This is a genomic window from Vogesella fluminis, from assembly GCF_014652335.1.
GTDB lineage: Bacteria > Pseudomonadota > Gammaproteobacteria > Burkholderiales > Chromobacteriaceae > Vogesella > Vogesella fluminis.
Window position 1 is genome coordinate 55,026 of record NZ_BMYP01000014.1, and the last position, 25,496, is coordinate 80,521.

Annotated in this window: 24 protein-coding genes; 21 read left to right on the forward strand and 3 right to left on the reverse strand. The window is 64.9% G+C overall.

Going from position 1 to position 25,496, the window contains the following annotated elements; translation table 11 throughout:
• Nucleotides 1–125 precede the first annotated feature (125 nt).
• From mraZ to lpxC, 16 genes are all read left to right on the forward strand, one after another.
• The gene (gene mraZ, locus IE083_RS07385; RefSeq protein WP_189352968.1) at nt 126–572 is read left to right on the forward strand and encodes a division/cell wall cluster transcriptional repressor MraZ; all 447 of its coding nucleotides are present in this window, start codon (nt 126–128) and stop codon (nt 570–572) included.
• Nucleotides 569–1,528: a 16S rRNA (cytosine(1402)-N(4))-methyltransferase RsmH gene (rsmH, locus tag IE083_RS07390; RefSeq protein ID WP_189352969.1), complete on the forward strand. Its 960-nt coding sequence runs from the start codon at nt 569–571 to the stop codon at nt 1,526–1,528. The genes mraZ and rsmH overlap by 4 nt, the downstream gene beginning before the upstream one ends.
• A complete protein-coding gene (gene ftsL, locus IE083_RS07395) occupies nt 1,525–1,803 on the forward strand; it encodes a cell division protein FtsL (protein WP_189352970.1) in 279 nt (92 codons plus the stop codon). The genes rsmH and ftsL overlap by 4 nt, the downstream gene beginning before the upstream one ends.
• Nucleotides 1,800–3,554, forward strand: coding sequence for a peptidoglycan D,D-transpeptidase FtsI family protein (locus IE083_RS07400; RefSeq protein WP_189352971.1), 1,755 nt, complete (start codon nt 1,800–1,802; stop codon nt 3,552–3,554). The genes ftsL and IE083_RS07400 overlap by 4 nt, the downstream gene beginning before the upstream one ends.
• Entirely contained in the window at nt 3,551–5,041 is a 1,491-nt protein-coding gene (locus IE083_RS07405; protein WP_189352972.1) for a UDP-N-acetylmuramoyl-L-alanyl-D-glutamate--2,6-diaminopimelate ligase, read from the forward strand. The genes IE083_RS07400 and IE083_RS07405 overlap by 4 nt, the downstream gene beginning before the upstream one ends.
• Complete coding sequence (locus tag IE083_RS07410; protein ID WP_189352973.1) at nt 5,025–6,395, forward strand: UDP-N-acetylmuramoyl-tripeptide--D-alanyl-D-alanine ligase; 1,371 nt, start codon at nt 5,025–5,027, stop codon at nt 6,393–6,395. Before IE083_RS07405 ends, IE083_RS07410 begins: the two co-directional genes overlap by 17 nt.
• A 5-nt stretch (nt 6,396–6,400) precedes the next feature.
• Nucleotides 6,401–7,483 carry a phospho-N-acetylmuramoyl-pentapeptide-transferase gene (gene mraY, locus IE083_RS07415; protein ID WP_373295177.1) on the forward strand — a complete coding sequence of 361 codons (1,083 nt, stop codon included), beginning with the start codon at nt 6,401–6,403 and terminating at the stop codon, nt 7,481–7,483.
• Between the two features lie 10 nt (nt 7,484–7,493).
• Entirely contained in the window at nt 7,494–8,858 is a 1,365-nt protein-coding gene (murD, locus tag IE083_RS07420; RefSeq protein ID WP_189352975.1) for a UDP-N-acetylmuramoyl-L-alanine--D-glutamate ligase, read from the forward strand.
• Nucleotides 8,858–10,021, forward strand: a complete 1,164-nt coding sequence (gene ftsW / locus IE083_RS07425) for a putative lipid II flippase FtsW (RefSeq protein ID WP_189353003.1) — start codon at nt 8,858–8,860, stop codon at nt 10,019–10,021. The genes murD and ftsW overlap by 1 nt, the downstream gene beginning before the upstream one ends.
• Nucleotides 10,022–10,203: 182 nt before the next feature.
• Nucleotides 10,204–11,295, forward strand: coding sequence for an undecaprenyldiphospho-muramoylpentapeptide beta-N-acetylglucosaminyltransferase (gene murG / locus IE083_RS07430; RefSeq protein WP_189352976.1), 1,092 nt, complete (start codon nt 10,204–10,206; stop codon nt 11,293–11,295).
• Between the two features lie 37 nt (nt 11,296–11,332).
• Nucleotides 11,333–12,727, forward strand: coding sequence for a UDP-N-acetylmuramate--L-alanine ligase (murC, locus tag IE083_RS07435; protein ID WP_189352977.1), 1,395 nt, complete (start codon nt 11,333–11,335; stop codon nt 12,725–12,727).
• A gap of 50 nt (nt 12,728–12,777) precedes the next feature.
• The gene (locus IE083_RS07440; protein WP_189353004.1) at nt 12,778–13,689 is read left to right on the forward strand and encodes a D-alanine--D-alanine ligase; all 912 of its coding nucleotides are present in this window, start codon (nt 12,778–12,780) and stop codon (nt 13,687–13,689) included.
• On the forward strand, nt 13,679–14,407 hold the full coding sequence (locus IE083_RS07445; protein WP_189352978.1) for a cell division protein FtsQ/DivIB: 729 nt from the start codon (nt 13,679–13,681) through the stop codon (nt 14,405–14,407). The genes IE083_RS07440 and IE083_RS07445 overlap by 11 nt, the downstream gene beginning before the upstream one ends.
• Before the next feature lie 42 nt (nt 14,408–14,449).
• Nucleotides 14,450–15,661, forward strand: a complete 1,212-nt coding sequence (gene ftsA / locus IE083_RS07450; RefSeq protein ID WP_229799651.1) for a cell division protein FtsA — start codon at nt 14,450–14,452, stop codon at nt 15,659–15,661.
• Between the two features lie 48 nt (nt 15,662–15,709).
• On the forward strand, nt 15,710–16,882 hold the full coding sequence (ftsZ, locus tag IE083_RS07455; protein WP_189352980.1) for a cell division protein FtsZ: 1,173 nt from the start codon (nt 15,710–15,712) through the stop codon (nt 16,880–16,882).
• Nucleotides 16,883–16,980: 98 nt separating this feature from the next.
• A complete protein-coding gene (gene lpxC / locus IE083_RS07460; RefSeq protein WP_189353005.1) occupies nt 16,981–17,892 on the forward strand; it encodes a UDP-3-O-acyl-N-acetylglucosamine deacetylase in 912 nt (303 codons plus the stop codon).
• A gap of 68 nt (nt 17,893–17,960) precedes the next feature.
• On the opposite strand, the gene asd is transcribed toward lpxC, so the two are convergent.
• From asd to IE083_RS07475, 3 genes are all read right to left on the reverse strand, one after another.
• Nucleotides 17,961–18,806 (reverse strand): archaetidylserine decarboxylase, encoded by an 846-nt coding sequence (asd, locus tag IE083_RS07465; protein ID WP_189352981.1) that lies wholly within the window; start codon nt 18,804–18,806, stop codon nt 17,961–17,963.
• A 147-nt stretch (nt 18,807–18,953) separates the two neighbouring features.
• Nucleotides 18,954–19,493 (reverse strand): CNP1-like family protein, encoded by a 540-nt coding sequence (locus IE083_RS07470; protein WP_189352982.1) that lies wholly within the window; start codon nt 19,491–19,493, stop codon nt 18,954–18,956.
• On the reverse strand, nt 19,490–20,263 hold the full coding sequence (locus IE083_RS07475) for an NRDE family protein (RefSeq protein ID WP_189352983.1): 774 nt from the start codon (nt 20,261–20,263) through the stop codon (nt 19,490–19,492). Before IE083_RS07475 ends, IE083_RS07470 begins: the two co-directional genes overlap by 4 nt.
• An 88-nt stretch (nt 20,264–20,351) precedes the next feature.
• Between IE083_RS07475 and IE083_RS07480 the strand changes: the two genes are divergently transcribed.
• The 5 genes from IE083_RS07480 (at nt 20,352) to IE083_RS07500 (ending at nt 25,496) form a co-directional block, all read left to right on the forward strand.
• Nucleotides 20,352–20,582, forward strand: a complete 231-nt coding sequence (locus IE083_RS07480) for a sulfurtransferase TusA family protein (protein WP_189352984.1) — start codon at nt 20,352–20,354, stop codon at nt 20,580–20,582.
• A 45-nt stretch (nt 20,583–20,627) separates the two neighbouring features.
• A complete protein-coding gene (gene pyrC / locus IE083_RS07485; RefSeq protein ID WP_189352985.1) occupies nt 20,628–21,659 on the forward strand; it encodes a dihydroorotase in 1,032 nt (343 codons plus the stop codon).
• A 228-nt stretch (nt 21,660–21,887) separates the two neighbouring features.
• A complete protein-coding gene (locus IE083_RS07490; RefSeq protein ID WP_229799647.1) occupies nt 21,888–23,495 on the forward strand; it encodes a peptide ABC transporter substrate-binding protein in 1,608 nt (535 codons plus the stop codon).
• Between the two features lie 145 nt (nt 23,496–23,640).
• Nucleotides 23,641–24,561, forward strand: a complete 921-nt coding sequence (locus tag IE083_RS07495) for an ABC transporter permease subunit (RefSeq protein WP_189352987.1) — start codon at nt 23,641–23,643, stop codon at nt 24,559–24,561.
• 20 nt (nt 24,562–24,581) lie between these two features.
• Complete coding sequence (locus IE083_RS07500) at nt 24,582–25,496, forward strand: ABC transporter permease subunit (RefSeq protein WP_189352988.1); 915 nt, start codon at nt 24,582–24,584, stop codon at nt 25,494–25,496.

A 25,496-nucleotide genomic window follows, 5' to 3' on the forward strand; every position in this document is an offset into this window, starting at 1 on the left:
GAAAGGCGAAATGCCACAAATCAATATTGACCGGCTGATGTCGTTTCCCTATAGTGGCGAAAAGTGGGGCAATGTGGGTAATTGTGGAGTGTCAGCGCATTAATTTCAGGTGATGTGACAACAAAATGATCGGCGGCGTAAGCATTGTCTCTCTCGATAGCAAGGGGCGTCTGGCCATTCCGGCCAAGCACCGGGAGACACTGTTGTCCGCGTTCGGCCATCGCCTGGTGATCACGCTGGAATCGTCCGAGCACCTGCTGTTGTACCCCGAAGCCAACTGGAAACCGGTGGAAGAGCGCTTGCTGAAGCTGCCGGCCGCCAATCCGGCCCTGAAGCGCTACCAGCGCCTGATGCTCGGCCACGCCGACCTGCTGGAGATGGACGCCGCCGGCCGCATCCTGCTGCCGGCGCGGCTGCGCGAGCTGGTCAAGCTGGACAAGGAAGTGGCGCTGGTGGGGATGGGTAACCGATTTGAATTGTGGGATGCCGCCCAGTGGGACGAGCAGACCAATGCTGCGCTGGCGCTTGATCCGGCCGAACTGGCGCAGCACCTTGGAGATTTCACACTTTGACCGACGCAGTTTTTGTTCACCGCACGGTGCTGCTCGACGAAGCCGTAGAGGCGCTCGCCATCCGCAAGGATGGCGTTTACGTTGATTGCACCTTCGGGCGCGGCGGCCACAGTCGCTTGATTTTGTCGCAGCTGGGCCCGACGGGCCGGCTGATCGCCTTCGATAAGGACCCGGAGGCGATTGCGGTCGCCACCGCACTGGCGGCCAGTGATGGCCGTTTTACCATCGTGCACAACGGCTTTGCCGCCTTTGCCGCCGAGCTGGACGCGCTGGGCGTGGCCCAGGTCGACGGTGTGTTGATGGATCTGGGGATTTCGTCCCCGCAAATTGACGACGGACGCCGCGGTTTCAGCTTCCGTTTTGACGCGCCGCTGGACATGCGCATGGATACCACCCGCGGCCAGACGGCCGCGCAGTGGCTGGCCACGGCTGACGAGGCGGATATTGCAGAGGTTATCAAGACTTATGGTGAAGAGCGGTTTGCTCGCAAGATCGCAGCAGCCATTGTTGCGCACAGGGCTGAACGTCCCCTCGAAACGACGCGTGAGCTCGCTGTGCTCGTTGGGAAAAACGTCCGTACTCGCGAACAGGGTCAGGACCCCGCGACGCGAACCTTCCAGGCGATCCGGATCTACATCAACCGCGAGCTGGACGAGCTGAAGGAAATCCTGCCGCAAACGGTGGCAAGGTTGGCCGCAGGCGGCCGCCTGGCGGTGATCAGTTTTCACTCGCTGGAAGACCGCATCGTGAAGAATTTCATCCGCGATGCCAGCACCACCGACAAGCTGCCCTCGTGGGTACCGGTGCGTGCCTGCGACATTCCCGAGGCGGCGATCAGGCCGGTGGGCAAGGCAGTCCGCTGCGGCGAGGCGGAAGTGGCCGCCAATCCGCGCTCGCGCAGCGCAATCATGCGCGTGGCCGAGCGCATCGGCGGGCAGTGGCAGGGCGCAAAGTGAGCCTTAACAAGCTGAATGCAGTACTGCTGCTGCTGCTGGTCCTGTGTGCGATATCGGTGGTGAGTTCCACCCATGTGGCGCGCAAGCTGTATTACGAGCTGGAAAAAGAACAGAAGCTGGCGCGCCAGCTGGATGTGGAGTACGGGCAGTTGACGCTGGAACAGAGCACCTGGGGCGCGCATGCGTTGATCGAAAAGACTGCCGCCGCGCGCCTGCAGATGCTGACGCCGAGCCAGCGCCAAGTGCATGTGATCACGCCTGAGGGCGTGCGATGAGACGGGTGTACACGCCGCGCTACCAGCAGAACCTGAAGCCGGCGATGCGACTGGCGCCAGGGCGGGTCTCCGTGGTGCTTTCCTTGCTGGGGCTGCTGCTGCTGGCCTTGCTGGCACGGGCGATCTACCTGCAGGTGGTGCAGCAGGATTTCCTGCAGAACCAGGGCGATGCGCGCTTCCGCCGCACGCTGTTGCTGGAGGCCAATCGCGGCGAGATTGCCGACCGCAACGGCGAGCCGCTGGCGATCAGCACCCCGGTGCAGTCGATCTGGGCCAGCCCGGTAGACATGGATCTGCGCACGGTGCCGGCCGCCAAGCTACAGCAGCTGGCGCGGCTGCTGGAAATGCCGCTGGATGAAGTGAAGCGCAAGCTGTCGGACAACAAGCGCGAGTTCGTCTACCTTAAGCGCCAGATCAGTCCGGCGCTGGCGCAGCAGGTGATGGCGCTGGAGATCCCGGGGGTGGCGAAGCAGCAGGAATTCCGCCGCTACTATCCGGCCGGCGAGATGCTGGCGCACGTGGTCGGCTTTACCGGCGTGGACGGCAAGGGACAGGAAGGTTTCGAGCTGACGCGCGAGAAGATGCTCGCCGGCCGGCACGGCAGCCGCACGGTGCTGAAGGACCGCCGCGGCCACATCGTGGAAGACCTGGCGGTGATCGAGCCGCCGCGTGACGGCCAGACGCTGCAGCTGTCGATCGACAAGCGCATCCAGTACCTCGCCTACCGCGAGCTGAAGGCGGCGATGGATGTGAACAAGGCGAAAGCCGGCGGCGTGGTGGTACTGGATGCCCGTACCGGCGAGGTGCTGGCACTGGCCAACACCCCGTCGTACAACCCAAACAACCGTGCGGTGCTGGAGCCGGAAATGCGGCGCAACCGCGCGGTGGTGGACATGTTCGAGCCCGGCTCGACCATGAAGCCGTTTCCGATCGCGATGGCGCTGGATGCCGGCAAGGTGACGCCGGACACGGTGTTCGACACCCAGACCTACCGCATCGGTCCGGCCACGGTGCGCGATACGCACCCGAAGCCGGTGATGACGGTGACGCAGATCATCCAGAAATCGTCGAACGTGGGTTCGTCGAAGATGGCGGCGATGTTCTCGCCGGAGGAAATGTGGACGTTTTACCGGCAGGCCGGCTTCGGGCAAAGCCCGCAGACCGGTTTTCCGGGGGAAAGCGCCGGTCGCCTGCGCGACTGGCAGAACTGGCGCCCGATTGAGCAGGCCACCATGTCGTTCGGTTATGGCGTGTCGGTCAGCCTGTTGCAGCTGGCGCGTGCATATACGGTGTTCACCAATGGCGGTGCGCTGTTGCCGGTGTCGTTTACCCGCCTGAGCGTGCCCTTGCCGGGCAAGGGCCTGATCAAGCCGGGCACGGCTAAAAAGATGCGCGACATGATGGTGACCGTGACCGAAGAGGGCGGTACCGCGGTGCGCGCGCAGGTGCTGGGCTATCACGTTGGCGGCAAGTCCGGTACCGCGCGCAAGCTGGTCGGTGGCGCCTATGCGGCCAACAAGCATATCGGCCTGTTTGTCGGTTTTGCGCCGGCGACCACGCCACGGCTGATCGTGGCGATGATGATTGATGAACCGGGTGCCGGTGCCTACTACGGTGGCGCGGTGGCCGGGCCGGCGTTTTCCAACATCATGGCCGGCAGTTTGCGAATCCTGGGGGTCGAGCCGGATGCTCCCTCCAACAATACATTGATTCCGGAACACCAGATTTCGGAAGTGCGGGAAGAAACATGAAAACAAGCTTGATCGACTTGCCTGACTGGGACCCTGCCGTGTTGCAGGGTTTGGGCGTCGCCATCTCCCGCGTCGAGGCGGACAGCCGCCGCGTATTCCCCGGCGACGTGTTCCTTGCCTGCCGTGGCGAGTACAGCGACGGCCGTGACTTCATCGCCGCCGCGCTGGAAAAGGGCGCCGCCGCGGTGCTGTGGGACGATGCCGACGGCTTCCAGTGGAATCCGGCGTGGCAGGTGCCCAACCTGGCGGTGCCGCAGTTGCGCGAGCGTGCCGGTATCGTCGCCGCCCACGTCTATGGCTACCCCAGTCGCGACATGGCGGTGATCGGCATCACCGGTACCAACGGCAAGACTTCGATTTCGCATTGGCTGGCGCAGGCCTATGCGCTGCTGGGCGAGAAGGCGGCGCTGATCGGCACCGTCGGCAACGGTTTTTACGGCGAGCTGACGCAGGCCACCCATACCACCCCCGATCCGGTCACCGTGCAGCAGAAGCTGGCGGAATACCGTCGCCAGGGCGCCAGCGTGGTGAGCATGGAAGTGTCCAGCCACGGCCTCGACCAGTTCCGCGTCAACGGCGTGGCCTTCCGCAGCGCAGTGTTCACCAACCTGACCCGCGACCACCTCGACTACCACGGCACCATGGAGGAGTACGGTGCGTCCAAGGCCAAGCTGTTCCACTGGCAGGGGCTGCAACACGCGGTGATCAATGCCGACGACGCCTTCGGTCGTACCCTGGCCGCCGGCATCGACGCCAGCAAGACCCGCGTGATCAGCTACGGCCTGGAGCAGGGCGACGTTCGTCCGCTGAGCCTTGCGGCCAACCTTGACGGCCTGCAGCTGACCGTGACCACGCCGTGGGGCGAGGCCGAGATCAAGAGCCCGCTGCTGGGGCGTTTTAATGCAGCTAACATGCTGGCTTGCCTGGCGGTGCTGTGTGCCAACGGCGTGACCCTCGACGACGCCGCGCGCGTGCTGGGCAAGATCCAGCCGGCACGCGGCCGCATGCAGCGCATCGGCAGCAGCCTGGAACCGCTGGTGGTGGTCGATTACGCCCATACCCCGGACGCGCTGGACAAGGCGCTGGCTGCCCTGGCCGAGATCCGCCCTGCCGACAGCAAGCTGTACTGCGTATTCGGCTGCGGCGGCGACCGCGACAAGGGCAAGCGCCCGCTGATGGGCGGCATCGCCGAGCGCATCGCCGACGTGGCGGTGGTGACCAGCGACAACCCGCGCAGCGAAGACCCGCAGGCCATCATCAATGACATCCTCGCCGGCATGCAGGCACCGGGCCATGTCGAAATCGACCGCGCCGCCGCCATTCACTGGGCGGTGCTGCAGGCGCGCGTCGGCGATGTGGTGCTGATCGCCGGCAAGGGCCACGAGGAATATCAGGACATTGCCGGCGTGAAGCAGCCGTTCTCCGATTTCCGCGTTGCCGAAGATGCGCTCACTGCCTGGGGGGCCCACAATGCTGACGCTGAGTGAGGCCGCCCGCATCCTGTCCGGCACACTGGCCGGCAGCGACGCCGTGTTCAACCGCGTGGTCACCGACAGCCGTGCGGCGCAGGCCGGCGACCTGTTCGTGGCGCTGAAGGGCGACAACTTCGACGCGCACGACTTCGTGCCCGAGGTGCTGGCCCGCGGCGCCTACGCGCTGGTGCGCCGCGACTTCGCGCCGGCCGCCGGCAGCGTGATCCGTGTCGATGACACCCGTCTGGCGCTGGGCACCCTGGCCGCAGCCTGGTGCGCGCGTCTGGACGTGAAGCGCATCGGCATCACCGGCTCCAACGGCAAGACCACGGTCAAGGAAATGGTGGCCGCCATCCTGCGCGTCCATGCCGGTGACGCCGCGGTGCACGCCACCGCCGGCAACTTCAACAACGACATCGGCCTGCCGCTGACACTGCTGGCGCTCACCGCCGCACACCGCTACGCGGTGATCGAGATGGGCATGAACCACCACGGCGAGATCCGCTACCTCACCAGCCTGGCGCGGCCGCAGGTGGCGCTGGTCAACAATGCGCTGCGCGCGCACGCCGGCCACTTTGCCGGCACCGCCGACATCGCCCGCGCCAAGAGCGAGATTTTCGAGGGGCTGACTGCCGACGGCGTCGCCATCATCAACGCCGACGACAGCGAGCGGGCGCTGTTCGCTGCTGCTGCTGGCCGCCGCCGTTGCGTGCGTTTCGGGCTATCGGCCGGTGCCGATGTCCGCGCGCGCGATATTGTTCTGCTGCCGGATGCCAGCCGCTTCGTGCTGGTCTGCCCGCAAGGCGAGCAGGCGATCGAGCTGCCAGCCGCCGGCGAGCACAATGTGCGCAACGCGCTGGCCGCCGCTGCGGTGGCGCTGGCGCTGGAGGTGCCGCTGCTCACCATTGCCGCCGGTCTTTCCGCCTTTGCCGGTGTCAAGGGCCGCCTGCAGCGCAAGCGCGCCGCCAACGGTGCCACCGTGATCGACGACAGCTACAACGCCAATCCGGATTCGATGAAGGCCGGCATCGACGTGCTGGCCGCCTATCCGGCACCGCGCATCTTCGTGATGGGACAGATCGGCGAGCTGGGCGACACCGCACCGGCACTGCACGCCGAAGTCGGCGCCCACGCCCGTGCCCGCGGCATCGAGCAGCTGCTGTGCCTGGGCGAGCTGAGCCGCCATGCGGCCAACGCCTACGGTGCCGGCGCCGAGTATTTCGACGACATCGCCGCGCTGCTGGCGCGGCTGGATGCCGTGGTGACCCCGGCCAGCACGGTGCTGGTCAAGGGTTCGCGCTTCATGCGCATGGAACGGGTCGTTGCCCATCTGGTAACCCCACAACAACAAGAAAACGGGAAGGGCTAAACGTGCTGCTGTTACTGGCTGAACTGCTAAAGGACCACATCCGGGCTTTCAACGTCCTCAACTACGTCACGCTGCGTGCGGTGATGGCGGCGTTGACGTCGCTGGTGATCTCGCTGTGGCTGGGGCCGTGGGTGATCGCCAAGCTGACCGAACTCAAGGTCGGCCAGGCGGTACGCAGCGACGGCCCGCAGACGCACCTGGTGAAGACCGGCACCCCGACCATGGGCGGCACGCTGATCCTGCTGGCGATGAGTGTCACCACCCTGCTGTGGGCCGACCTGTCCAACCAGTACGTGTGGCTGCTGCTGGCGGTGACGCTGGGCACCGGCGCGCTGGGTTTCTACGATGACTGGCGCAAGGTGGTGTACAAGGACCCGAACGGTGTCTCCGCCCGTTTCAAGATGGCGTGGCAATCGACCATCGCCATTGCCGCCGGCGTGTTCCTGATCACCACCGCCAAGCTGCCGGCCTCCACCGAGTTCATCATCCCGTTCTTCAAGAACGTGATCTATCCGCTGGGCGGCATCGGCTTCTGCGTGCTGACCTACTTCGTCATCGTCGGCACCTCCAACTCGGTCAACCTCACCGACGGCCTCGATGGCCTCGCCGCGCTGCCGGTGGTGATGGTGGCCGCCGGTCTGGCGATCTTCGCCTACGTTGCCGGCCACGCCGTGTTCTCCAAGTATCTGGGCATGCCCTTCGTGCCGGGTGCGCACGAGGTGGTGGTGTTCTGCGCCGCCATCTGCGGCGCCTGCCTCGGCTTTCTGTGGTTCAACGCCTACCCGGCGCAGGTGTTCATGGGCGACGTCGGCGCCCTGGCGCTGGGCGCCGCGCTGGGCACCGTCGCGGTGATCGTACGGCAGGAGATCGTGCTGTTGATCATGGGCGGCCTGTTCGTGATGGAGGCACTGTCGGTGATGATCCAGATCGCCTCGTTCAAGCTCACCGGCAAGCGCGTGTTCCGCATGGCGCCGCTGCATCACCACTACGAGCTGAAGGGCTGGAAGGAAACCCAGGTGGTGGTGCGCTTCTGGATCGTGACCATGATGCTGGTACTGGCCGGCCTCGCCACCCTGAAACTGCGGTGAGGACTACGTGATGCGCTTCGATAACCGTCACATCATCGTCGTGGGCTGCGGCGACACCGGCGTCTCCGCCGCGCACTGGCTGATCGCGCACGGCGCGCGCGTCACCATCGCCGACAGCCGCGAGGCACCGGCGGGCGCGGCGGCGCTTGCGGCCAACCTTGGCGTGGATATCCGCCTCGGCGCCTTCGGCGACGCCACCTTCCGTGACGCCGACATGCTGATGGTCAGCCCCGGCGTTAGCGTGCGCAGCCCGGCCATCGCCGCCTTTGCCGCCGCCGGCGGCGAGGTGGTCGGCGACGTGGAACTGTGGGCACGCGCCATTGCCGGCAGCGGCGCCCGGGTGATCGCCATCACCGGCTCCAACGGCAAGAGCACCGTTACCAGCCTGGTCGGCCACCTGTGCGCGGCCGCCGGCCTCGACACCGTGGTGTGCGGCAACATCGGCCTGCCGGTGCTTACCGCGCTGGCCGAGCGCGAAGCCGGCGGCAAGCGGCCGGATGTGTGGGTGGTCGAGCTGTCCAGCTTCCAGCTGGAAACCACGCGCAGTCTGGCAGCCGACGCCGCCGCCGTGTTGAACATTTCCGAAGACCACCTCGACCGCTACCACGACCTGCTGGATTACGCGCACAGCAAGACTGCGATCTTCAACGGCGGCGGCGTGCAGGTGCTGAACCGCGACGACGCCTTCTGCCGCGCCATGGCACGCGCCGGGCGGCGGGTGGTGTGGTTCTCGCTGCGCGAAGACGCCGATTACGCACTGCAACAGACGGCCGGCCGTTACCGACTGGCCATTGCCGGGCAGGCGGTATTCGACTGCGCCGACATGTCGCTGCAGGGCCTGCACAATGCGGCCAACGCGCTGGCGGCACTGGCGCTGTGCGAGGCGATCGGCCTCGCGCGCGAACAGCTGTTGCCGGCACTGAAAACCTTCCGTGGCCTCGCGCACCGGGTCGAGTTCGTTGCCGAGTTCGGCGGCGTGATGTACATCGACGACTCCAAGGGCACCAACGTCGGTGCCACCGAAGCGGCGCTGAACGGCATGACCCGCAAGGTGGTGCTGATCGCCGGTGGCGACGGCAAGGGCCAGGACTTCGCGCCGCTGGCTGCCGCCTGCGCCCGCATCGCCCGCGCCGTGCTGCTGATCGGCCGCGATGCGCCGGCCATCCGCGCCGCGCTGGCCGACTGCGGCGTGCCATTGACCGATTGCACCACGCTGGAGCAGGCAACGCGCGAGGCGGCAAGGTTGGCCGCAAGCGGCGACGTGGTGCTGCTGTCGCCGGCCTGCGCCAGCCTGGACATGTTCAAGAACTACGCGCATCGCGCCCAGGTATTTGTCGATACCGTCGCGCAGCTGCAAGCGGAGTGCCTGTCGTGATGAACGCCGTGCGCCGCCGCTACCAGCACAGCACCGCCATCACCGTGATGGACGAGGCGCTGATGTGGGCGATTGCGCTGTTGCTGTCGGTCAGTCTGGTGATGGTGTACTCGGCGTCGATTGCCTATGCCGAGGCCGATCCGGATATCAACAACCGCTATCACTACCTGTTCCGCCACATGGTGTACATGACCATCGCGCTGGCGGGGGCGGGGGCTACCTTTCTGGTGCCAACCGCGAGGTGGCAGCACTATGCTGGCGAGTTTTTCCTGCTTGCCTGCCTCTTGCTGATCCTGGTGCTGATTCCGGGCATCGGCAAGGTGGTCAACGGTTCGCGGCGCTGGATCAACCTGTTCTTGCTGAACCTGCAGCCGTCCGAGGTGATGAAGCTGGCGGCAGCCATCTACGCGGCCGACTATACGGTGCGCAAGGCGGCCAAGCTGCACAGCTTCCGCCAGGGTTTCCTGCCGATTCTGGTGGCCATCGTGTTCGTGGCCATGTTGCTGCTGCTGGAGCCGGACTTCGGTGCGCTGATGGTGGTGATGAGCATCACCATGGGCATCGTGTTCCTCGGCGGCATCAATATGCGCATCTTCGCCGGCCTGGCCGGCATGGCGGTGGTGGCCATCGCACTGCTGATCATCACCTCGCCGTACCGGCTGAAGCGGGTGCTGGGCTTTCTCGACCCGTGGGACGATCCGTACGGCAAGGGCTACCAGCTGTCGCACTCGCTGATCGCCATCGGCCGTGGCGAGTGGTTCGGTGTCGGCCTCGGCGGCAGTGTGGAAAAACTGTTCTACCTGCCGGAAGCGCATACCGACTTCATCATGGCGGTGATCTCGGAGGAGTTCGGTTTTGTCGGCATCTGCATGGTGCTGGGGCTGTACGCATGGATCGTGCGCCGTGCTTTCCATATCGGCACCGAGGCGAAAAAGCTGGAACGCTACTATCAGGCGCTGGTGGCACAGGGTATCGGCATCTGGCTGGGCATCCAGACCTTTTTCAACGTCGGCGTGAACATGGGCCTGCTGCCGACCAAGGGCCTGACCCTGCCGCTGATGTCGTTCGGCGGCTCGGCGATGTTGTGCAACCTCGCCTCGCTGGCGGTGCTGCTGCGCGTGGATTATGAAAACCGCCGCCTGATGCGCGGCTTCAAGGTTTAAGGCCGCGTATCAGGCTGCCGCAAGGCAGCAAGCCGCGTAGCGGCGCAGCCGGCGGTTTGTCCGAGCGGCGGTAGCCGCGAAGGAAAAACGGACAGCAAGGTTTAAGCAATCACGCTGCGGCCAACGTTGGCCGCAGCCAAACGGAATAACGGGCTACGGTCCGGAGCAAGAGAAAGCAAGAGATGACTAAACGCACGGTGATGGTAATGGCGGCAGGCACGGGTGGACACATCGTCCCCGGCATCGCCGTTGCCCGCGAGCTGCAACGGCGCGGCTGGCAAGTGCTGTGGGTCGGCACCGAGCGTGGCATGGAAAACAGGCTGGTGCCGCCGACCGGCATCCCGCTGATCCGGCTGGCGTTCCACGGCGTGCGCGGCAAGGGTTTGCCGGGCTCGGTAAAAGGCGTGCTGCAGCTGGGCGCCGCCTTTGTGCGCAGCCTGAAGCTGATGTTCGAACACCGCCCGGACGTGATTCTGGGCATGGGCGGCTACGTGTGCCTGCCGACCGGTCTCGCCGGCGCGCTGCTGTGGAAGCCGCTGGTGATGGTCAACGCCGACGCCGGCCTGCTGCTGAGCAACAAGGCGCTGTTGCCGTTTGCCGACCATCTGGCCTGCGGCTTTGACGGCGAGGCCGCCCGGCTGAACAAGGCGGTGGTCACCGGCAACCCGGTGCGCGCCGAGATCGAACAGATGACGCCGCCGGCCGAGCGCTTTGCCGGCCGTACTGGCCCGCTGCGGGTGCTGGTGGTGGGCGGCAGCCTGGGCGCCAAGGTGCTGAACGACACCCTGCCGCAGGCGCTGGCGCTGCTGCCGACCGGGGCGCGGCCGCTGCTCACGCACCAGACCGGCGACAAGAATTTCGACGCGGTGCAGCAGGCGTATGCCGTTGCCGGGCTGAAGGTTGGCCGCGACGTTACCCTGCTGCCGTTTATCGACAATATGGCCGCGCTGCTGGCCGACTGCGACGTGATCCTGTGCCGTGCCGGCGCGATCACCATCAGCGAACTGTGCGCCGCCGGCGTGCCCAGCATCCTGGTGCCGCTGGTGGTGTCCACCACCTCGCACCAGCGCGACAACGCGGCGTGGATGGCGGCCCATGGCGCGGCCATCCATCTGCCGCAACAAGACATGAATCCGCAGCAACTGGCCAGCCTGCTGGCGGGGCTGACCCGTCCGCAGCTGCTGCAGATGGCCGAACAGGCACGCCTGCTGGCCAAGCCGGCCGCGGCGGCCAGAGTGGCCGACCTGTGCCAGGCGCTGGCGGATACCGAATAGGACTAGGCCCGACGGGGCCCGAGCAAGAGAAGACACCATGAAACATCGCGTCAAACACATACACTTTGTCGGCATCGGCGGCGTCGGCATGTGCGGCATCGCCGAGGTGCTGCTGAACCTGGGCTACACCGTGTCCGGTTCCGACATGGCCGACAACGCCGCCACCAAGCGCCTGACCGAGCAGGGCGCGCGCATTTTCTTTGGTCATGACGCCACCTACATCCAGGGTGCCGACGTGGTGGTGACCTCCACCGCGGTGAAGGCCGACAACCCGGAAGTGCAGGAAGCGCAGGCCAACCATGTGCCGGTGATTCCGCGCGCGATGATGCTGGCCGAGCTGATGCGCTTCAAGCAGGGCATCGCCATCGCCGGCACCCACGGCAAGACCACCACCACCAGCCTGACCGCGTCGGTGCTGGGTGCGGCCAACCTGGATCCGACCTTCGTGATCGGTGGCAAGCTGACCGCGGCCGGCACCAATGCCCGCCTCGGCAGCGGCGACTACCTGGTGGCCGAGGCCGATGAATCCGATGCCTCCTTCCTCTACCTGCAGCCGGTGATGTCGGTGGTGACCAATATCGACGCCGACCACATGGACACCTACGACCACAGCTTCGATAAGCTGAAGCAGGCCTTCGTCGACTTCATCCACCACCTGCCGTTCTACGGCCGTGCCGTGCTGTGTGTCGACGACGAGCACGTACGCAGCATCGTGCCGCAGCTGAAAAAGCCTGTGACCACCTACGGTCTGGATGACAGCGCCGATGTCTACGCCGAAAACGTGGTCGCCGATGCCGGCCAGATGCACTTCGACGTGGTGGTCAAGGCCGATGGCCTGCGCTTCCCGGTGACGCTGAACATGCCGGGCCGCCACAACGTGCTCAATGCGCTGGCGGCCACCGCCATCGGTCTGGAGTGCGGCGCCGAGGTGGAGGCGATCCAGCGCGGTCTGGCCGAGTTCGCGGGTGTCGGTCGCCGCTTCCAGCGCTACGGCGAACTGCCGGCCAAGGATGGCGGCAGCTACACCCTGATCGACGACTACGGCCACCATCCGGTGGAAATGGCGGCGACGCTGGCCGCGGTGCGCGGCGCCTTTCCGGACAAGCGGCTGGTGCTGGCGTTCCAGCCGCACCGCTACAGCCGCACCCGCGACCTGTTCGAGGACTTCGTCAAGGTATTGAACGGCGTGGACTGCCTGCTGCTGGCCGAAGTGTACGCCGCCGGCGAGGCGCCGATCGTGGCGGCCGACGGTCGCGCACTGGCGCGGGCGGTACGGGTCGGCGGCAAGGTGGAGCCGGTGTTCGTCGAGCAGATCGCCGACATGCAGCAGACCATCAGCGACATGGTGCGTGACGGCGACGTGGTGATCACCATGGGCGCCGGTTCCATCGGCGGCATCCCGGCCCGGCTGGTCGCGGCGAGCAAGGCATAACCCAGGACAAGGTTGGCCGCGTGCGGCTCACGCGGCAGCAAGGAAACATGATGAAGCAATTTGGCAAGGTGGCAGTGGTGATGGGCGGCAGCTCCGCCGAGCGCGAAGTGTCGCTGATGAGCGGCAACGGCGTGCTGGCCGCGCTGCAGAGCAAGGGCGTCGATGCGCACAAGTTCGACCCGTCGGAGAAGCCGTTGTCGGCGCTACAGACAGAAGGCTTTGCCCGCGTGTTCAACATCCTGCACGGCCCGTTCGGCGAGGACGGCACGCTGCAGGGCGCGCTGGAGAGCATGGCGATTCCCTATACCGGCTGCGGCGTGATGGCATCGGCGATCTGCATGGACAAGTGGCGCACCAAGCTGCTGTGGAAGGGCGCCGGCCTGCCGATCCCGGATTTCGAGCTGCTGAGCGACGACAGCGATTTTGACGCCATCGAGGCCCGCCTCGGTCTGCCGATCTTCGTGAAGCCGTCCACCGAGGGCTCCAGCATCGGCGTCACCAAGGTGAAGGAACACGGCGGCCTGAAGGCGGCGTACGCCGAGGCGCACCAGTACGACGAGATCGTGATCGCCGAGCAGTTCATCGGTGGTGGCGAGTACACCTGCGCCATCATCGACGGCAAGGCCTACCCGACCATCAAGATCGAGCCGGCCACCGAGTACTACGACTACCAGGCCAAGTATTTCCGCGACGACACCGTGTATCGCTGCCCGTCCGGCCTTGCGGCCAACGTCGAGCAGCGTGCGCGCGAGCTGGCGCTGCAGGCGTTCCGCGTGCTGGGTTGCCGCGGCTGGGCGCGCATCGACTTCCTGATGGACGAGGCCGGCGGCATCTACCTGCTGGAGGCCAACACCAATCCGGGCATGACCAGCCACAGCCTGGTGCCGATGGCGGCGCGGGTCGAGGGACTGTCCTACGAAGATCTGTGCCTACAGGTGCTGGCGGCAGCTCATGTGGGATAACCATGCGGTACTGCGCGCGCTGGCGAACATGCTGTTGCTGGCTGCGCTGCTGATGTTGCTGTACAGCGCCGGGGTGTGGTTGACGCACTCGCCGCTGTTTCCGGTCAAGCGGATCGCGATTGGCGGCCAGTTCGTGAAGGTGACACCGGTGCAGTTGAAGTACATCGCGCAGCACGAGCTGTCCGGCACCTTTTTCACGCTGGACATCAACAAGACGCGCGGTGCGTTCGAGAAGCTGCCGTGGGTGCGCGAGGCGCAGGTGCGGCGCACGTGGCCGGACCGCCTGCAGATCACCATCGCGGAACACGTCGCGGTGGCGCGGTGGGGCGAAAGCGGTCTGATCAGCAAGGAAGGCCGCTGGTTCGATGCGGCCAGTGACCAGCCGCTGCCGGTGCTGTTCGGGCCGGCGGGCAGTGAAAAGGAAATGGTACAGGCCCTGCACGCGTTCGGGTCGGTACTGGCACAGGCCAGGCTGAAAGTGCGGCAATTGTGGTTGAGCGAGCGCCGCGCCTGGAAGATGGAACTGGATAACGGGGTAATGCTGGAACTGGGACGCGGCCCGGTGACGGAGCGGCTGGCGCGGTTTGTCGAATACTGGCCGCGCAGCCTGGCCGCCATGCCGTATCGCATCGAGTACATCGACCTGCGTTACCCCAATGGATTTGCCGTGAAGATGCCGGAATACCAGGCAAGCACGGCAACAGCAAACAAGCTTTGAGTGTTGGAGCGACAGGTGAGCAAACCTAAAGAAAGCAAGAACATGCTGGTCGGTCTGGATATCGGGACCTCGAAGATCGTCGCGATCGTCGCCGAGGTGCTGGAAGAGGGCCAGATCAACATCATCGGCATGGGCCAGGTGCCGTCGCGCGGCTTGAAGCGCGGCATGGTGGTCAACATCGAATCCACGGTGCAGGCGATCCAGCGTGCGCTGGAAGAGGCCGAGCTGATGGCCGACTGCAAGATCCACCAGGTGTTTACCGGCATCGCCGGCAGCCACATCAAGAGCGTCAATTCGCACGGCATGGTGGCGATCAAGGACCGCGAGGTGACGCCGATGGACATCGAGCGTGTGATCGAAACCGCGCGCGCGGTGACCATTCCGCCGGATCACCAGGTGCTGCACATCCTGACCCAGGAATACAGCATCGACGGCCAGGAAGGCGTGCGCGAGCCGCTGGGCATGAGCGGCGTGCGGCTGGAGGCCAAGGTGCACATCGTCACCGGCGCGGTATCTGCCGCGCAGAACGTGGCCAAGTGCGTGCGCCGCTGCGGGCTGGAAGTGTCCGACCTGGTGCTGCAGCCGATGGCGTCGGCGATGGCGGTGCTGTCCGAGGACGAGAAGGAACTCGGCGTCTGCCTGATCGACATCGGCGGCGGCACCACCGACATCGCGGTATACACCAACGGCGCGATCCGCCACACCGCGGTGATCCCGATCGCCGGTGACCAGATTACCAACGACATCGCGATGGCGCTGCGCACCCCGACCAAGGAAGCGGAAGACATCAAGATCCAGCACGGCGTGGCGCTGGTGGCGCTGGCCGACGCCGCGCAGATGATCGAGGTGCCGGGCGTCGGCGAGCGCGGCCCGCGCCAGATGTCGCGCGCCACGCTGGCCGAGGTGATCGAGCCGCGGGTGGAAGAACTGTTCCAGCTGGTGCAGCAGGAGCTGCGCCGCAGCGGTTTCGAGGAAGTGTTGTCCTCCGGCATGGTGATTACCGGCGGCGCCAGCCTGATGCCGGGCATGGTCGAGCTGGCCGAGGAAGTGTTCCACATGCCGGTGCGTATCGGCGTGCCGAAGTATGTCGGCGGTTTGTCGGAAGTGGTGAAAAATCCGCGCTTCTCGACCGGCGTCGGCCTGTTGCAGTACGGCAAGGACCAGATGACTCCGCGCGCCCACCACAAGGTGGACGATGGCGGTGTAGGACAGATGTTTCAAAAAATGAAAGCCTGGTTTGCCGGAAATTTCTGAGCCTGACCAGGGTCTCGGGTTCGCTCATCTTTTAACAGGAGAGAAAAAATGAGCATGGTATTCGAAGTAATGCAGGAAACCGCCTCCGAGGCGGTGATCAAGGTGATCGGTGTCGGTGGTGGTGGCTGCAACGCCATCGACAACATGATCGACAATCTGGTGAACGGCGTGGAATTTATCTGCGCCAACACCGACGCCCAGGCGCTAAAGCGCAACAAGGCCGCGCAAAAGCTGCAGCTGGGTAACAACCTGACCCGCGGTCTGGGGGCCGGTGCCAATCCGGAGGTTGGCCGCAGCGCCGCGCTGGAAGACCGCGAACGCATCGCCGAGATGCTGCGCGGCGCCAACATGGTGTTCGTGACCGCCGGCATGGGCGGCGGTACCGGCACCGGCGCCGCGCCGGTGGTGGCGGAAGTGGCCAAGGAAATGGGCATCCTCACCGTCGGCGTGGTGACGCGTCCGTTCGACCACGAAGGCAAGCGCATGCGCGTGGCGGGCGACGGCATCGAGCTGCTGAAGAAGCACGTCGATTCGCTGATCGTGATCCCGAACGAGAAACTGATGGACGTGCTGGGTGACGACGTATCGATGCGCGATGCCTTCCGCGCCGCCGACGACGTGCTCAAGGGCGCCGTGGCCGGCATCTCCGAGGTGATCACCTGCCCCGGCCTGATCAACGTCGACTTTGCCGACGTGCGCGCGGTGATGGGCGAGATGGGCCTGGCGATGATGGGCTCAGCCTTCGCCTCCGGTATCGACCGCGCCCGCGTCGCCGCCGAGCAGGCGGTGGCCAGCCCGCTGCTGGACAACATCACGCTGGAAGGCGCCCGTGGCGTACTGGTGAACATCTCCACCGCGCCGGGTTGCCTGAAGATGAGCGAATACCGCGAAATCATGTCCATCATCCGCCAGTACGCCGACGACGATGCGCAGGTGAAGTTCGGTACCGCCGAAGTGGAAGACATGCCGGAAGACACCATCCGCGTGACGCTGATCGCGACCGGCCTCGGCCAGAAGCCGCAGACCGGCCGTGACGAGCGCCCGGAGTACATCAAGATCGTGAAGACCGGCACCGACAATATCGCGATGGAAGTGGACTACGACATTCCGCCGGTGATCCGCAACAACCGTCGTCGTGCAACGGGCCCGGCCGACTTCTCCGATCCGTCGGTCAGCGAGTCGTTCGATATCCCGGCCTTCCTGCGCAAGCAGGCAGACTGATAGCGCAGACCTATAGTCGGTATCCGGTCAATCAATAAAGCACTAGCGCGAGCTGTGCTAGAATCGGTGTCACTGTAACGGCTTGAAAGCATGTGATGATTTTGCAGCGCACCTTGAAAAAAGCGATCAGCGCGACCGGCGTCGGCCTGCATTCGGGAGAAAGGGTGAAGCTGACCCTGAACCCGGCGGCGCCCGATACCGGCATCGTGTTTCGCCGTACCGACCTGCCCGAGCCGGTCAGTGTCAAAGTGCATCCTTCGCTGGTGAACGATACGCGCCTCTCCTCGACGCTGGTCTCCGGGACCGGCGTGCGTATCGGCACCATCGAACACCTGATGTCCGCCTTTGCCGGGCTGGGCATCGATAACCTGCTGATCGACGTCACCGCGGCGGAGATGCCCATCATGGATGGCTCCGCCGCACCGTTCATCTTCCTGCTGCAAAGTGCCGGCATCGTCGACCAGGACAAGCCGAAGCGCTTCATCCGCGTCAAGCGGGTGGTCGAGGTGGTGGAGGGCGACAAGTGGGTGCGGCTGGCACCGCACGACGGCTTCAGTGTCGAGCTGTCGATCGAGTTCAACCATCCCGCGTTCAACCGTGCGCCGCAGACGGTGCACATCGATTTCGCCCACCGTTCCTACATCGACGAGATCAGCCGCGCGCGCACCTTCGGCTTCATGCACGAGGTCGAGTACATGCGCAGTCACGGTCTCGGCCGCGGCGGCAATCTCAACAACGCCATCGTGATCGATGACGAATACGTGCTCAATCCGGAGGGGCTGCGCTTTCCGGACGAGTTCGTGCGCCACAAGATCCTGGACGCCATCGGCGACCTGTACATCGTCGGCCATCCGCTGATCGCCGCCTTCAGCGGCCACAAGTCCGGCCATGCGCTCAACAACAAACTGCTGCGCGTGCTACTGGAGACGCCGGACGCGTGGGAGTTCGTCAGCTTCGGTGACGAGCACGACGTGCCGTCCAGCTTCCACCGCCTGCCCGACGTGGCCTGAAGGTTGGCCGCATGAAAAAACCGCGCTGCGAGTGATCGCCGCGCGGTTTTGCGTTGGGGCCGGCCGTCTTAGCGCGGCGTGCTCATCGCCTCGCCCAGGCGTACCGGCTTGGCCGGCGCCCACGCCGGATTGAACGCCATGCCGTGTTGCGGGAACAGCAGCACCACGGTGGAGCCGAGCAGGAAGCGGCCCATTTCCTCGCCCTGCTTGAGGGTGATGTGCTGGCCGGCGTAGGACCACTCGGTGACCTCACCGCGGCGCGGCGGATTGACCACGCCGTGCCAGGTGGTGGCCATGCTGCCGACCACAGTGGCGCCGACCAGGGTCAGCACCATGGGGCCGAACGCGGTGTCGAACACGCACACCACGCGCTCGTTGCGGGCGAACAGGCCGGGCACGCCGCGCGCGGTGGTCGGGTTGACCGAGAACAGCGCGCCGGGCACGTAGATCATGCGCTGCAGCGTGCCGTCGCACGGCATGTGGATGCGGTGGTAGTCGCGCGGGCTGAGGTAGATGGTGGCGAACTGGCCGTTGGCGAACTGTGCGGCCAACGTGGCGTCGCCGCCGAGCAGCGCGGTGGTGGAGTAGCGATGGCCCTTGGCCTGGAAGATCTGGTCCTGCTCGATGCGGCCGAACTGGCTGATGGCGCCGTCCACCGGGCAGGTCAGTGCCGCGTCCGCCTGCGGGCGCACGCCGTCGCGCAGCGCGCGAGTGAAGAAGGCGTTGAAGGTGTCGTAGCTGGCGATGTCCGGGTTGGCCGCTTCCTCCATGTTGACCTGGTAACGGCGCACGAACCAGCGGATCAGGCGCGTGGTGCGCTCGCCGCCACGTGCGTTGGCGATCCGGCCGGCAAAGGCGGTCAGCGCCTGCTTGGGCAGCAGGTATTGCAGCAATACGGCAAGACGATCGGACACGATGACACCCCGGCTGAAAAAACAGCGGCAGATTATACCGGTGCCGCCGCCGCCGGCGGAAAAAACCGTGCCGCCGCACGCGGTCGGGCAGGTGTCATCCGTAGCGTGCCGGTTTTGCCGGGCCGGGGTGCTCATGGCGGCGGCCGCTTACTTCTTGCGCGGTTTGGCGTCCGGCTTGTTCAGGTTGGTAAGCAGCGCTTCGGCATTGCCGGGTGCCAGGCCGTCCGGGCACAGGTTCTTCAGCATGGTCTGGCGGAAAGGATCGCCAAAGCTGGCCTTCTGCCACTTGGCGCGTGTCGATTCGATCCAGCGCTTGCCCTCGGGGTCGGCAAAGCCGTAGCTGCGCAGGCTGCGCTCGTTGCAGTGCGCGCCTTCGCGGCTGATGTTTTCCGCACCCTTGCTGCTCAGCTGGCGCAGGGTAAAGCGGGTAACGCCATCGCTGCCGATCTGGATCGAGCCGGCGTCGATGAACACGCGCTGCTTGACCTCGCCCGGCATCCCGATCTCGCGCCAGTCGAAGCTGTCCGGATAGTCGGGTAGCGGCGCGCTGGCTTCCTGCCACGGGGCTTCTTCCTCGTACCAGTTCTGCTTGTTGTGGACCGGGCGGTCTTTGCCCAGGGTGCCGGCCAGCGCAAGGTTGGCCGCAACGGCGATGACAAGGGCGGGGGCAAGGTATTTCACGATCATGGGTTCCTGTTGGGAGTGAGGCGCATGCTCTGGCGACGGCGACCGCTTTCACGGCCGCCCAGTCCCCAGCTGACTTCGGTAAAGCTTAATTCACCGCGTGCGTTCAGCATCAGCACCGACGAGGCGCGGGTGCCGTAGTCACGGCCGTTGATGAACACCGGCGACAGCATTTTTTCCAGCGCCAGGCCGACGCCGGTATTGGGCAACTGTTCCACCGGTGCCGGGGTCGGGTCGCTCAGCCAGCGCAGCACCTCGTTTTCCGCCGGTGGCCGTGTCTGTTGCTGCAGGCGTGTGCGCAGCTGTTCGCACTTGAACCAGCGGCTGTTCATGTCGGCATTGGACAGCACGTGGATGCCCGGCGGCACGCGGTTGAGCATGCCGCTGCGGCTGTTGAAGTGCAGCAGGTTGCGGACTTCGCCGAACAGCAGGTTGAACGGTGCGAACTGGCCGTGCTCGGCCTTGAGCCAGGCGGCGAATTCCAGCGCCGACTCGTTGCCGCTGACGAAGCGTTTGACCAGCTCGCCGCGCGAGCGCGCCGCGCTGCGGGCGTGGCCCTCGCGGATGTGGGTGACGGCGGCAAAGCGGCCGCGCACGTCCATCGCCAGCCAGCTGCCGCCGGCTTGCAGGTCGCGGCCGCCGAGCACGTCCGGATGCTCCGGGCGCCAGAAATCCAGCGCCGCGGTGGGGCGGGCGTAATACTCGTCACGGTTGGCCGCCACCAGCAGCGGCCCGCAGGCGGCACTCTGGTAGGCGAGGGCGATCACACACATATAATGGTATTGCGCACTTGGGCAATCCGCCGGCGCACCTTAAAATAGACCGCTTCATTGTAACGTGTAATGGCAGGGGATAGTTTTCATGCAGCCAGATCTTCACCTCGACCTGTCCGGTCTCAATTGTCCGCTGCCGATCCTGCGCGCGAAAAAGGCGCTCGCCGGCCTGAGCAGCGGCCAGGTGCTGTCCGCCATCGCCACCGATCCCGGTGCGCCGAAGGATTTCGAGGCCTTTTGCCGTCAGACCGGCAATGCGCTGCTGGCGTCGTCCACCACCGAGGATGGCCGCTTCCTGCTGGTAATCCGCCGCAAATAAGGCTGCGCCAGTGCTGCCGGCTTTTTACTCAAGAAAGGTTTTGCCATGCAACTGACCCTTACCCGCCCCGACGACTGGCACCTGCACATCCGCGATGGCGAGGCGCTGGCGGCGGTGCTGCCGGACACCTGTCGCCAGATGGGGCGCGCCATCATCATGCCCAACCTGAAGCCGCCGGTCACTACCGTCGAGGCCGCCGCCGCCTACCGCGAGCGCATCCTGGCCGCGCGCCCGGCCGGCAGCACCTTCGAGCCGCTGATGACGCTGTACCTGACCGAAACCACCACCGCGGAAGAAGTGCGCAAGGCCAAGGCGTCCGGCTTCGTGCACGGCATCAAGCTGTACCCGGCCGGCGCCACCACCAACTCCGACGCCGGCGTGCGCGACGTGAACAACGCGATGGCGGCGCTGGAGGCGATGGCCGACGTGGGCATGCCGCTCCTGGTGCACGGCGAAGTGACCGACCCTGCCGTGGACGTGTTCGACCGCGAGGCGGTGTTCATCGACACCGTGTTCGAGCCGCTGCTGCAGCGCCTGCCAACCCTGCGCACGGTGTTCGAGCACATCACCACCCGGCAGGCGGCGGAGTATGTCGCCGGTGCTGCGGCCAACGTTGCCGCCACCATCACCGCCCACCACCTGCTGATGAACCGCAACGCGCTGTTCAGCGGCGGCATCCGTCCGCACCACTACTGCCTGCCGGTGCTCAAGCGCGAGCGGCACCGCGAGGCGCTGCTCAAGGCGGCGACCAGCGGCAGCGACAAGTTCTTCCTCGGCACCGACAGCGCGCCGCATGCGCGCCACACCAAGGAAAACGCCTGCGGCTGCGCCGGCATGTACACCGCCCATGCCGCCATCGAGCTGTACGCCGAGGCATTCGAGGCCGCCGGCGCGCTGGACAGGCTGGAGGCGTTCGCCAGCTGCAACGGCCCGGCGTTCTACGGCCTGCCGCGCAACAGCGACACCATCACCCTGGTGAAGGAAAGCTGGCAGGTGCCGGCGGAAATCGCCTACGGCAACGACACGCTGGTGCCGCTGCGCGGTGGCGAGCATGTGTTTTGGAAATGCCTGGCATGAGCACGGCTCATGTCTTGGCATAACGTAGTGCTTTTGCACAAATTCTGTGAGAGAAATGCCACGCTTTTCGCTTGTCGTGGTGGCTAGTTCATGTTTTAGTGCTTGTGGCGCACTTTATGGCTGGGCATAATTGGCTCGCCTTTGCGTATTGTATCCATATCGTGCTGAGGGCCAGCCTGTGGTTGGCCCTCGTCGTTTCAAGGAGAGCAGGAGAATATGAAAAAAACCATGACAATCAGTGTGTTGGCAGCATCCGTTGCCTTGGGTCTGGGCGTGTCCGGTGCCGCGTTTGCCGCCAAGGTACCGGCAGGTGTCCAGCTGGCCGCCAAACAGGAACTGATCCGCAACAACGGTTCCGAAGCCGAATCTCTTGACCCGGCCCTGGCCGAGTCCGTGGGTGCCAACAACATCGCCCGTGACCTGTTCGAAGGCCTGACCGCTACCGACGCCGATGGCAAGGTGGTGCCGGGCGTGGCCGAATCCTGGAAACAGACCGATCCGACCACCTGGGTATTCAAGCTGCGCAAGAATGCCAAGTGGTCCGATGGCAGCAGCGTTACCGCCGATGATTTTGTCTATGGCATCCGCCGCTTCCTGGATCCGAAAACCGCCTCTCCTTATGCCACTACCTACGGTATTTTCCTGATCAACGGCAAGGAAGCCGCCGAAGGCAAGAAGCCGCTGACTGACGTGGGCGTGAAGGCGACAGACAAGTACACCCTGGAAATCAAGACCCCGTATCCGGTGGCCTTCATGCCGGAGCTGGTGTCCAACACCCAGCTGGGCCCGGCGCCGAAGCAGGCGATCGAGAAATTCGGCAAGGACTGGACCAAGCCGGGCAAGCTTGTCGGCAACGGCGCCTTCGTGCTGAAAGAGTGGCTGGTAAACAGCAAGCTGATCATCGAAAAGAGCGCCACCTACTGGGATAAGGGTAACGTACAGCTGACCAAGGTGACCTACCTGCCGATCGAAGACGGTTTTGCCGACGTGAAGATGTTCCAGTCCGGCGAAAACGAGTGGGTGTACCAGCTGCCTCCGGGCACCTACGCCAAGTACAAGGCCGAGCTGCCGAAAGACATCCGCAATGCCCCGATGCTGGGTCTGCGTTACTACGGCCTGAATGCCAAAGACCCGATGATGAAGGACATCCGCGTGCGCAAGGCGCTGTCCATGGTCATCGACCGCGACATCCTGTCCTCCAAGATCACCGCCGACGGCCAGGTGCCGGCTTACAGCGTCGTGGTGCGCGGCACTGCTGGCTCCGACGTGACCAGCTACGACTGGGCAAAATGGCCGATGGCACAGCGCGTGGCCGAAGCCAAGAAGCTGCTGGCTGCCGCCGGTGTGCAGCCGGGCGCCAAGATCAAGTTCACCTACAACACCAGTGAATACCACAAGAAGATGGCGATCTTCGCCGCTTCCGAGTGGAAATCCAAGCTCGGCCTGAACACCGACATGGAAAACATGGAGTTCAAGGTGCTGCTGAAGAAGCGCCATGATGGCGACTACCAGATCGCCCGCAACGGCTGGGTTGCCGACTACAACGACGCCACCACCTTCCTCGCGCTGGTGCAGTGCGGCAACGACCAGAACGACAACGGCAACTGCAATCCGAAGGCGGAAGAACTGATCAAGCAGGGCAGCCAGAGCCAGGATGCGGCCAAGCGCAAGCAGCTCTTGACCCAGGCTACCAAGATGATCATGGACGACTACCCGATGATTCCGCTGCTGCAGTACACCGTACCGCGCCTGGTGAAGTCCTACGTTGGCGGCTACTCCACCAAGAATCCGATGGACCGCTACCGCAACAAGGACCTGTACATCATCAAGCACTAAGCTGAGTTGATGGCAGTTTGACGGGGCTTGCCCCTGATGTGCGCAGACCGGGTGTGCCCCTGACGGGGCCACCCGGTCTGGTTTGAAGCGATCGCGATTGCTGCATTGCCGCAATGCAAAGCACTATCCGTCCTGGAGTACTCCCATGTGGTCTTACGCTTTTCGACGCGTGTTGATGACAATTCCCACCCTGTTGCTCGTCATCACCGTCTGTTACCTGATGCTGCACGCCACCCCCGGTGGTCCGTTCGATACCGAACGCAAGATTTCCGCCGCAGTGCTGGCCAACCTGCAGGCCAAATACCATCTGGACCTGCCGCTGTGGCAGCAATACCTCTATTACCTGAAGAGCCTGCTGCAGGGTGACCTGGGCGCCTCTTTCCGCTACGCCGACTGGAGCGTGAACGACCTGGTGGCCAATGCGCTGCCGGTATCGCTGGCCATCGGTGGCGGCTCGCTGCTGCTGTCGGTGTTCATCGGCGTCGGCCTCGGCATCATTGCCGCGCTGCGCCAGAACAGCATCATCGATTACCTGGTGATGCTGGTCGGCAACCTGGGCAGTGCCTTCCCGTCCTTCATCATCGGCCCGGTGCTGATCATGGTGTTCGCCATCTGGCTGAAGGTGTCGCCGGCCGGCGGCTGGAACGATTTCCAGATCAGCTACATGCTGCTGCCGATGGCGCTGCTGACCTTCATAAACGTGTCCACCATCGGCCGCGTGATGCGCGGCAGCCTGATCGAGGTGCTGAACTCCAACTTCATCCGCACCGCCAAGGCCAAGGGCCTGCCGATGCACACCATCGTGTTCCGCCATTCGCTGAAGCCGGCGCTGATGCCGGTGGTGTCGGTGCTGGGGCCGCTGGCCATTTCGTCGATTACCTCGGCGGTGGTGACCGAATCGGTGTTCTCGCTGCCGGGCCTGGGCAAGCTGATCATCAATGGCGCCTCCAACCGCGACTACACCCTGGTACTGGGGCTGGTGGTGCTGGTCACCGTGGTGGCCGTGGTCCTCAACCTGCTGGTCGATCTGGCGTATGCGCTGCTTGACCCGAAAATCCGCTACTGAGCATCGCAAGGAAACCGAACATGTTGAGAAGTAAACAGAAAGCCGCGGCCGAGGCCATTGCGGCCAACGTTGGCGCGGTGGCGGTCGATGGCCGCAGCCCGTGGCGCGACGCGCGCGAACGCTTTTTCCGCAACAAGGCCGCCGTGCTCAGCCTGGTGATCCTGACCCTGATCACACTGGCCTGTGTCTTCGGCCCGATGCTGCTGCCGCACAGCTATGAAGATACCGACTGGGATGCGATGAGTATGGCGCCCACCCTGCTGAACAGCCACTACTTCGGCACCGACGAACTGGGCCGCGACCTGCTGGTGCGCTGCCTGATCGGCGGCCGCATCTCGCTGATGGTGGGCCTGATGGCCACCATCGCCTCGGTCACCATCGGTATCGTGTGGGGCGCCACCGCCGGCTTCCTCGGCGGCAAGGTCGATACCCTGATGATGCGCATCGTCGACATGATGTACGCCGTGCCCTACCTGCTGATCGCCATCCTGATGGTGACCCTGCTCGGTCGCGAGTTCTACCTGGTGGTGCTGACCATCACCGTGTTCTCGTGGATGGACATGGCGCGCGTGGTGCGCGGCCAGACGCTGTCGATCAAGTCCAAGGAATACATCGAGGCCGCCCGTGCCATCGGCGTATCCACCGGCAGCATCATCTTCCGCCACGTGGTGCCGAACCTGCTGGGCATCGTGGTGATCTATACCACGGTGACCGTGCCGGGCGTGATCCTGACCGAATCGGTGCTGTCCTTCCTCGGCCTGGGCGTGCAGGAGCCGATGACCAGCTGGGGCGTGCTGATCGAAGACGGCACCGGCGTGATGGAAACCACCCCGTGGATTCTGCTGTTCCCGGCGGCGATGCTGTCCATCACCCTGTACTGCGCCAATTATATCGGCGACGGCATGCGCGACGCACTGGACCCGAAGGATCGTTGA

Coding starts and splice junctions, on each gene's coding strand:
- mraZ (WP_189352968.1), top strand. CDS start 126: ATGATCGGCGGCGTAAGCATTGTCTCTCTCGATAGCAAGGGGCGTCTG.
- IE083_RS07400 (WP_189352971.1), top strand. CDS start 1,800: ATGAGACGGGTGTACACGCCGCGCTACCAGCAGAACCTGAAGCCGGCG.
- IE083_RS07405 (WP_189352972.1), top strand. CDS start 3,551: ATGAAAACAAGCTTGATCGACTTGCCTGACTGGGACCCTGCCGTGTTG.
- IE083_RS07410 (WP_189352973.1), top strand. CDS start 5,025: ATGCTGACGCTGAGTGAGGCCGCCCGCATCCTGTCCGGCACACTGGCC.
- murD (WP_189352975.1), top strand. CDS start 7,494: ATGCGCTTCGATAACCGTCACATCATCGTCGTGGGCTGCGGCGACACC.
- ftsW (WP_189353003.1), top strand. CDS start 8,858: ATGAACGCCGTGCGCCGCCGCTACCAGCACAGCACCGCCATCACCGTG.
- murG (WP_189352976.1), top strand. CDS start 10,204: ATGACTAAACGCACGGTGATGGTAATGGCGGCAGGCACGGGTGGACAC.
- murC (WP_189352977.1), top strand. CDS start 11,333: ATGAAACATCGCGTCAAACACATACACTTTGTCGGCATCGGCGGCGTC.
- IE083_RS07440 (WP_189353004.1), top strand. CDS start 12,778: ATGAAGCAATTTGGCAAGGTGGCAGTGGTGATGGGCGGCAGCTCCGCC.
- IE083_RS07445 (WP_189352978.1), top strand. CDS start 13,679: ATGTGGGATAACCATGCGGTACTGCGCGCGCTGGCGAACATGCTGTTG.
- ftsA (WP_229799651.1), top strand. CDS start 14,450: ATGCTGGTCGGTCTGGATATCGGGACCTCGAAGATCGTCGCGATCGTC.
- ftsZ (WP_189352980.1), top strand. CDS start 15,710: ATGAGCATGGTATTCGAAGTAATGCAGGAAACCGCCTCCGAGGCGGTG.
- IE083_RS07470 (WP_189352982.1), bottom strand. CDS start 19,493: ATGATCGTGAAATACCTTGCCCCCGCCCTTGTCATCGCCGTTGCGGCC.
- IE083_RS07475 (WP_189352983.1), bottom strand. CDS start 20,263: ATGTGTGTGATCGCCCTCGCCTACCAGAGTGCCGCCTGCGGGCCGCTG.
- IE083_RS07480 (WP_189352984.1), top strand. CDS start 20,352: ATGCAGCCAGATCTTCACCTCGACCTGTCCGGTCTCAATTGTCCGCTG.
- pyrC (WP_189352985.1), top strand. CDS start 20,628: ATGCAACTGACCCTTACCCGCCCCGACGACTGGCACCTGCACATCCGC.
- IE083_RS07490 (WP_229799647.1), top strand. CDS start 21,888: ATGACAATCAGTGTGTTGGCAGCATCCGTTGCCTTGGGTCTGGGCGTG.
- IE083_RS07495 (WP_189352987.1), top strand. CDS start 23,641: ATGTGGTCTTACGCTTTTCGACGCGTGTTGATGACAATTCCCACCCTG.
- IE083_RS07500 (WP_189352988.1), top strand. CDS start 24,582: ATGTTGAGAAGTAAACAGAAAGCCGCGGCCGAGGCCATTGCGGCCAAC.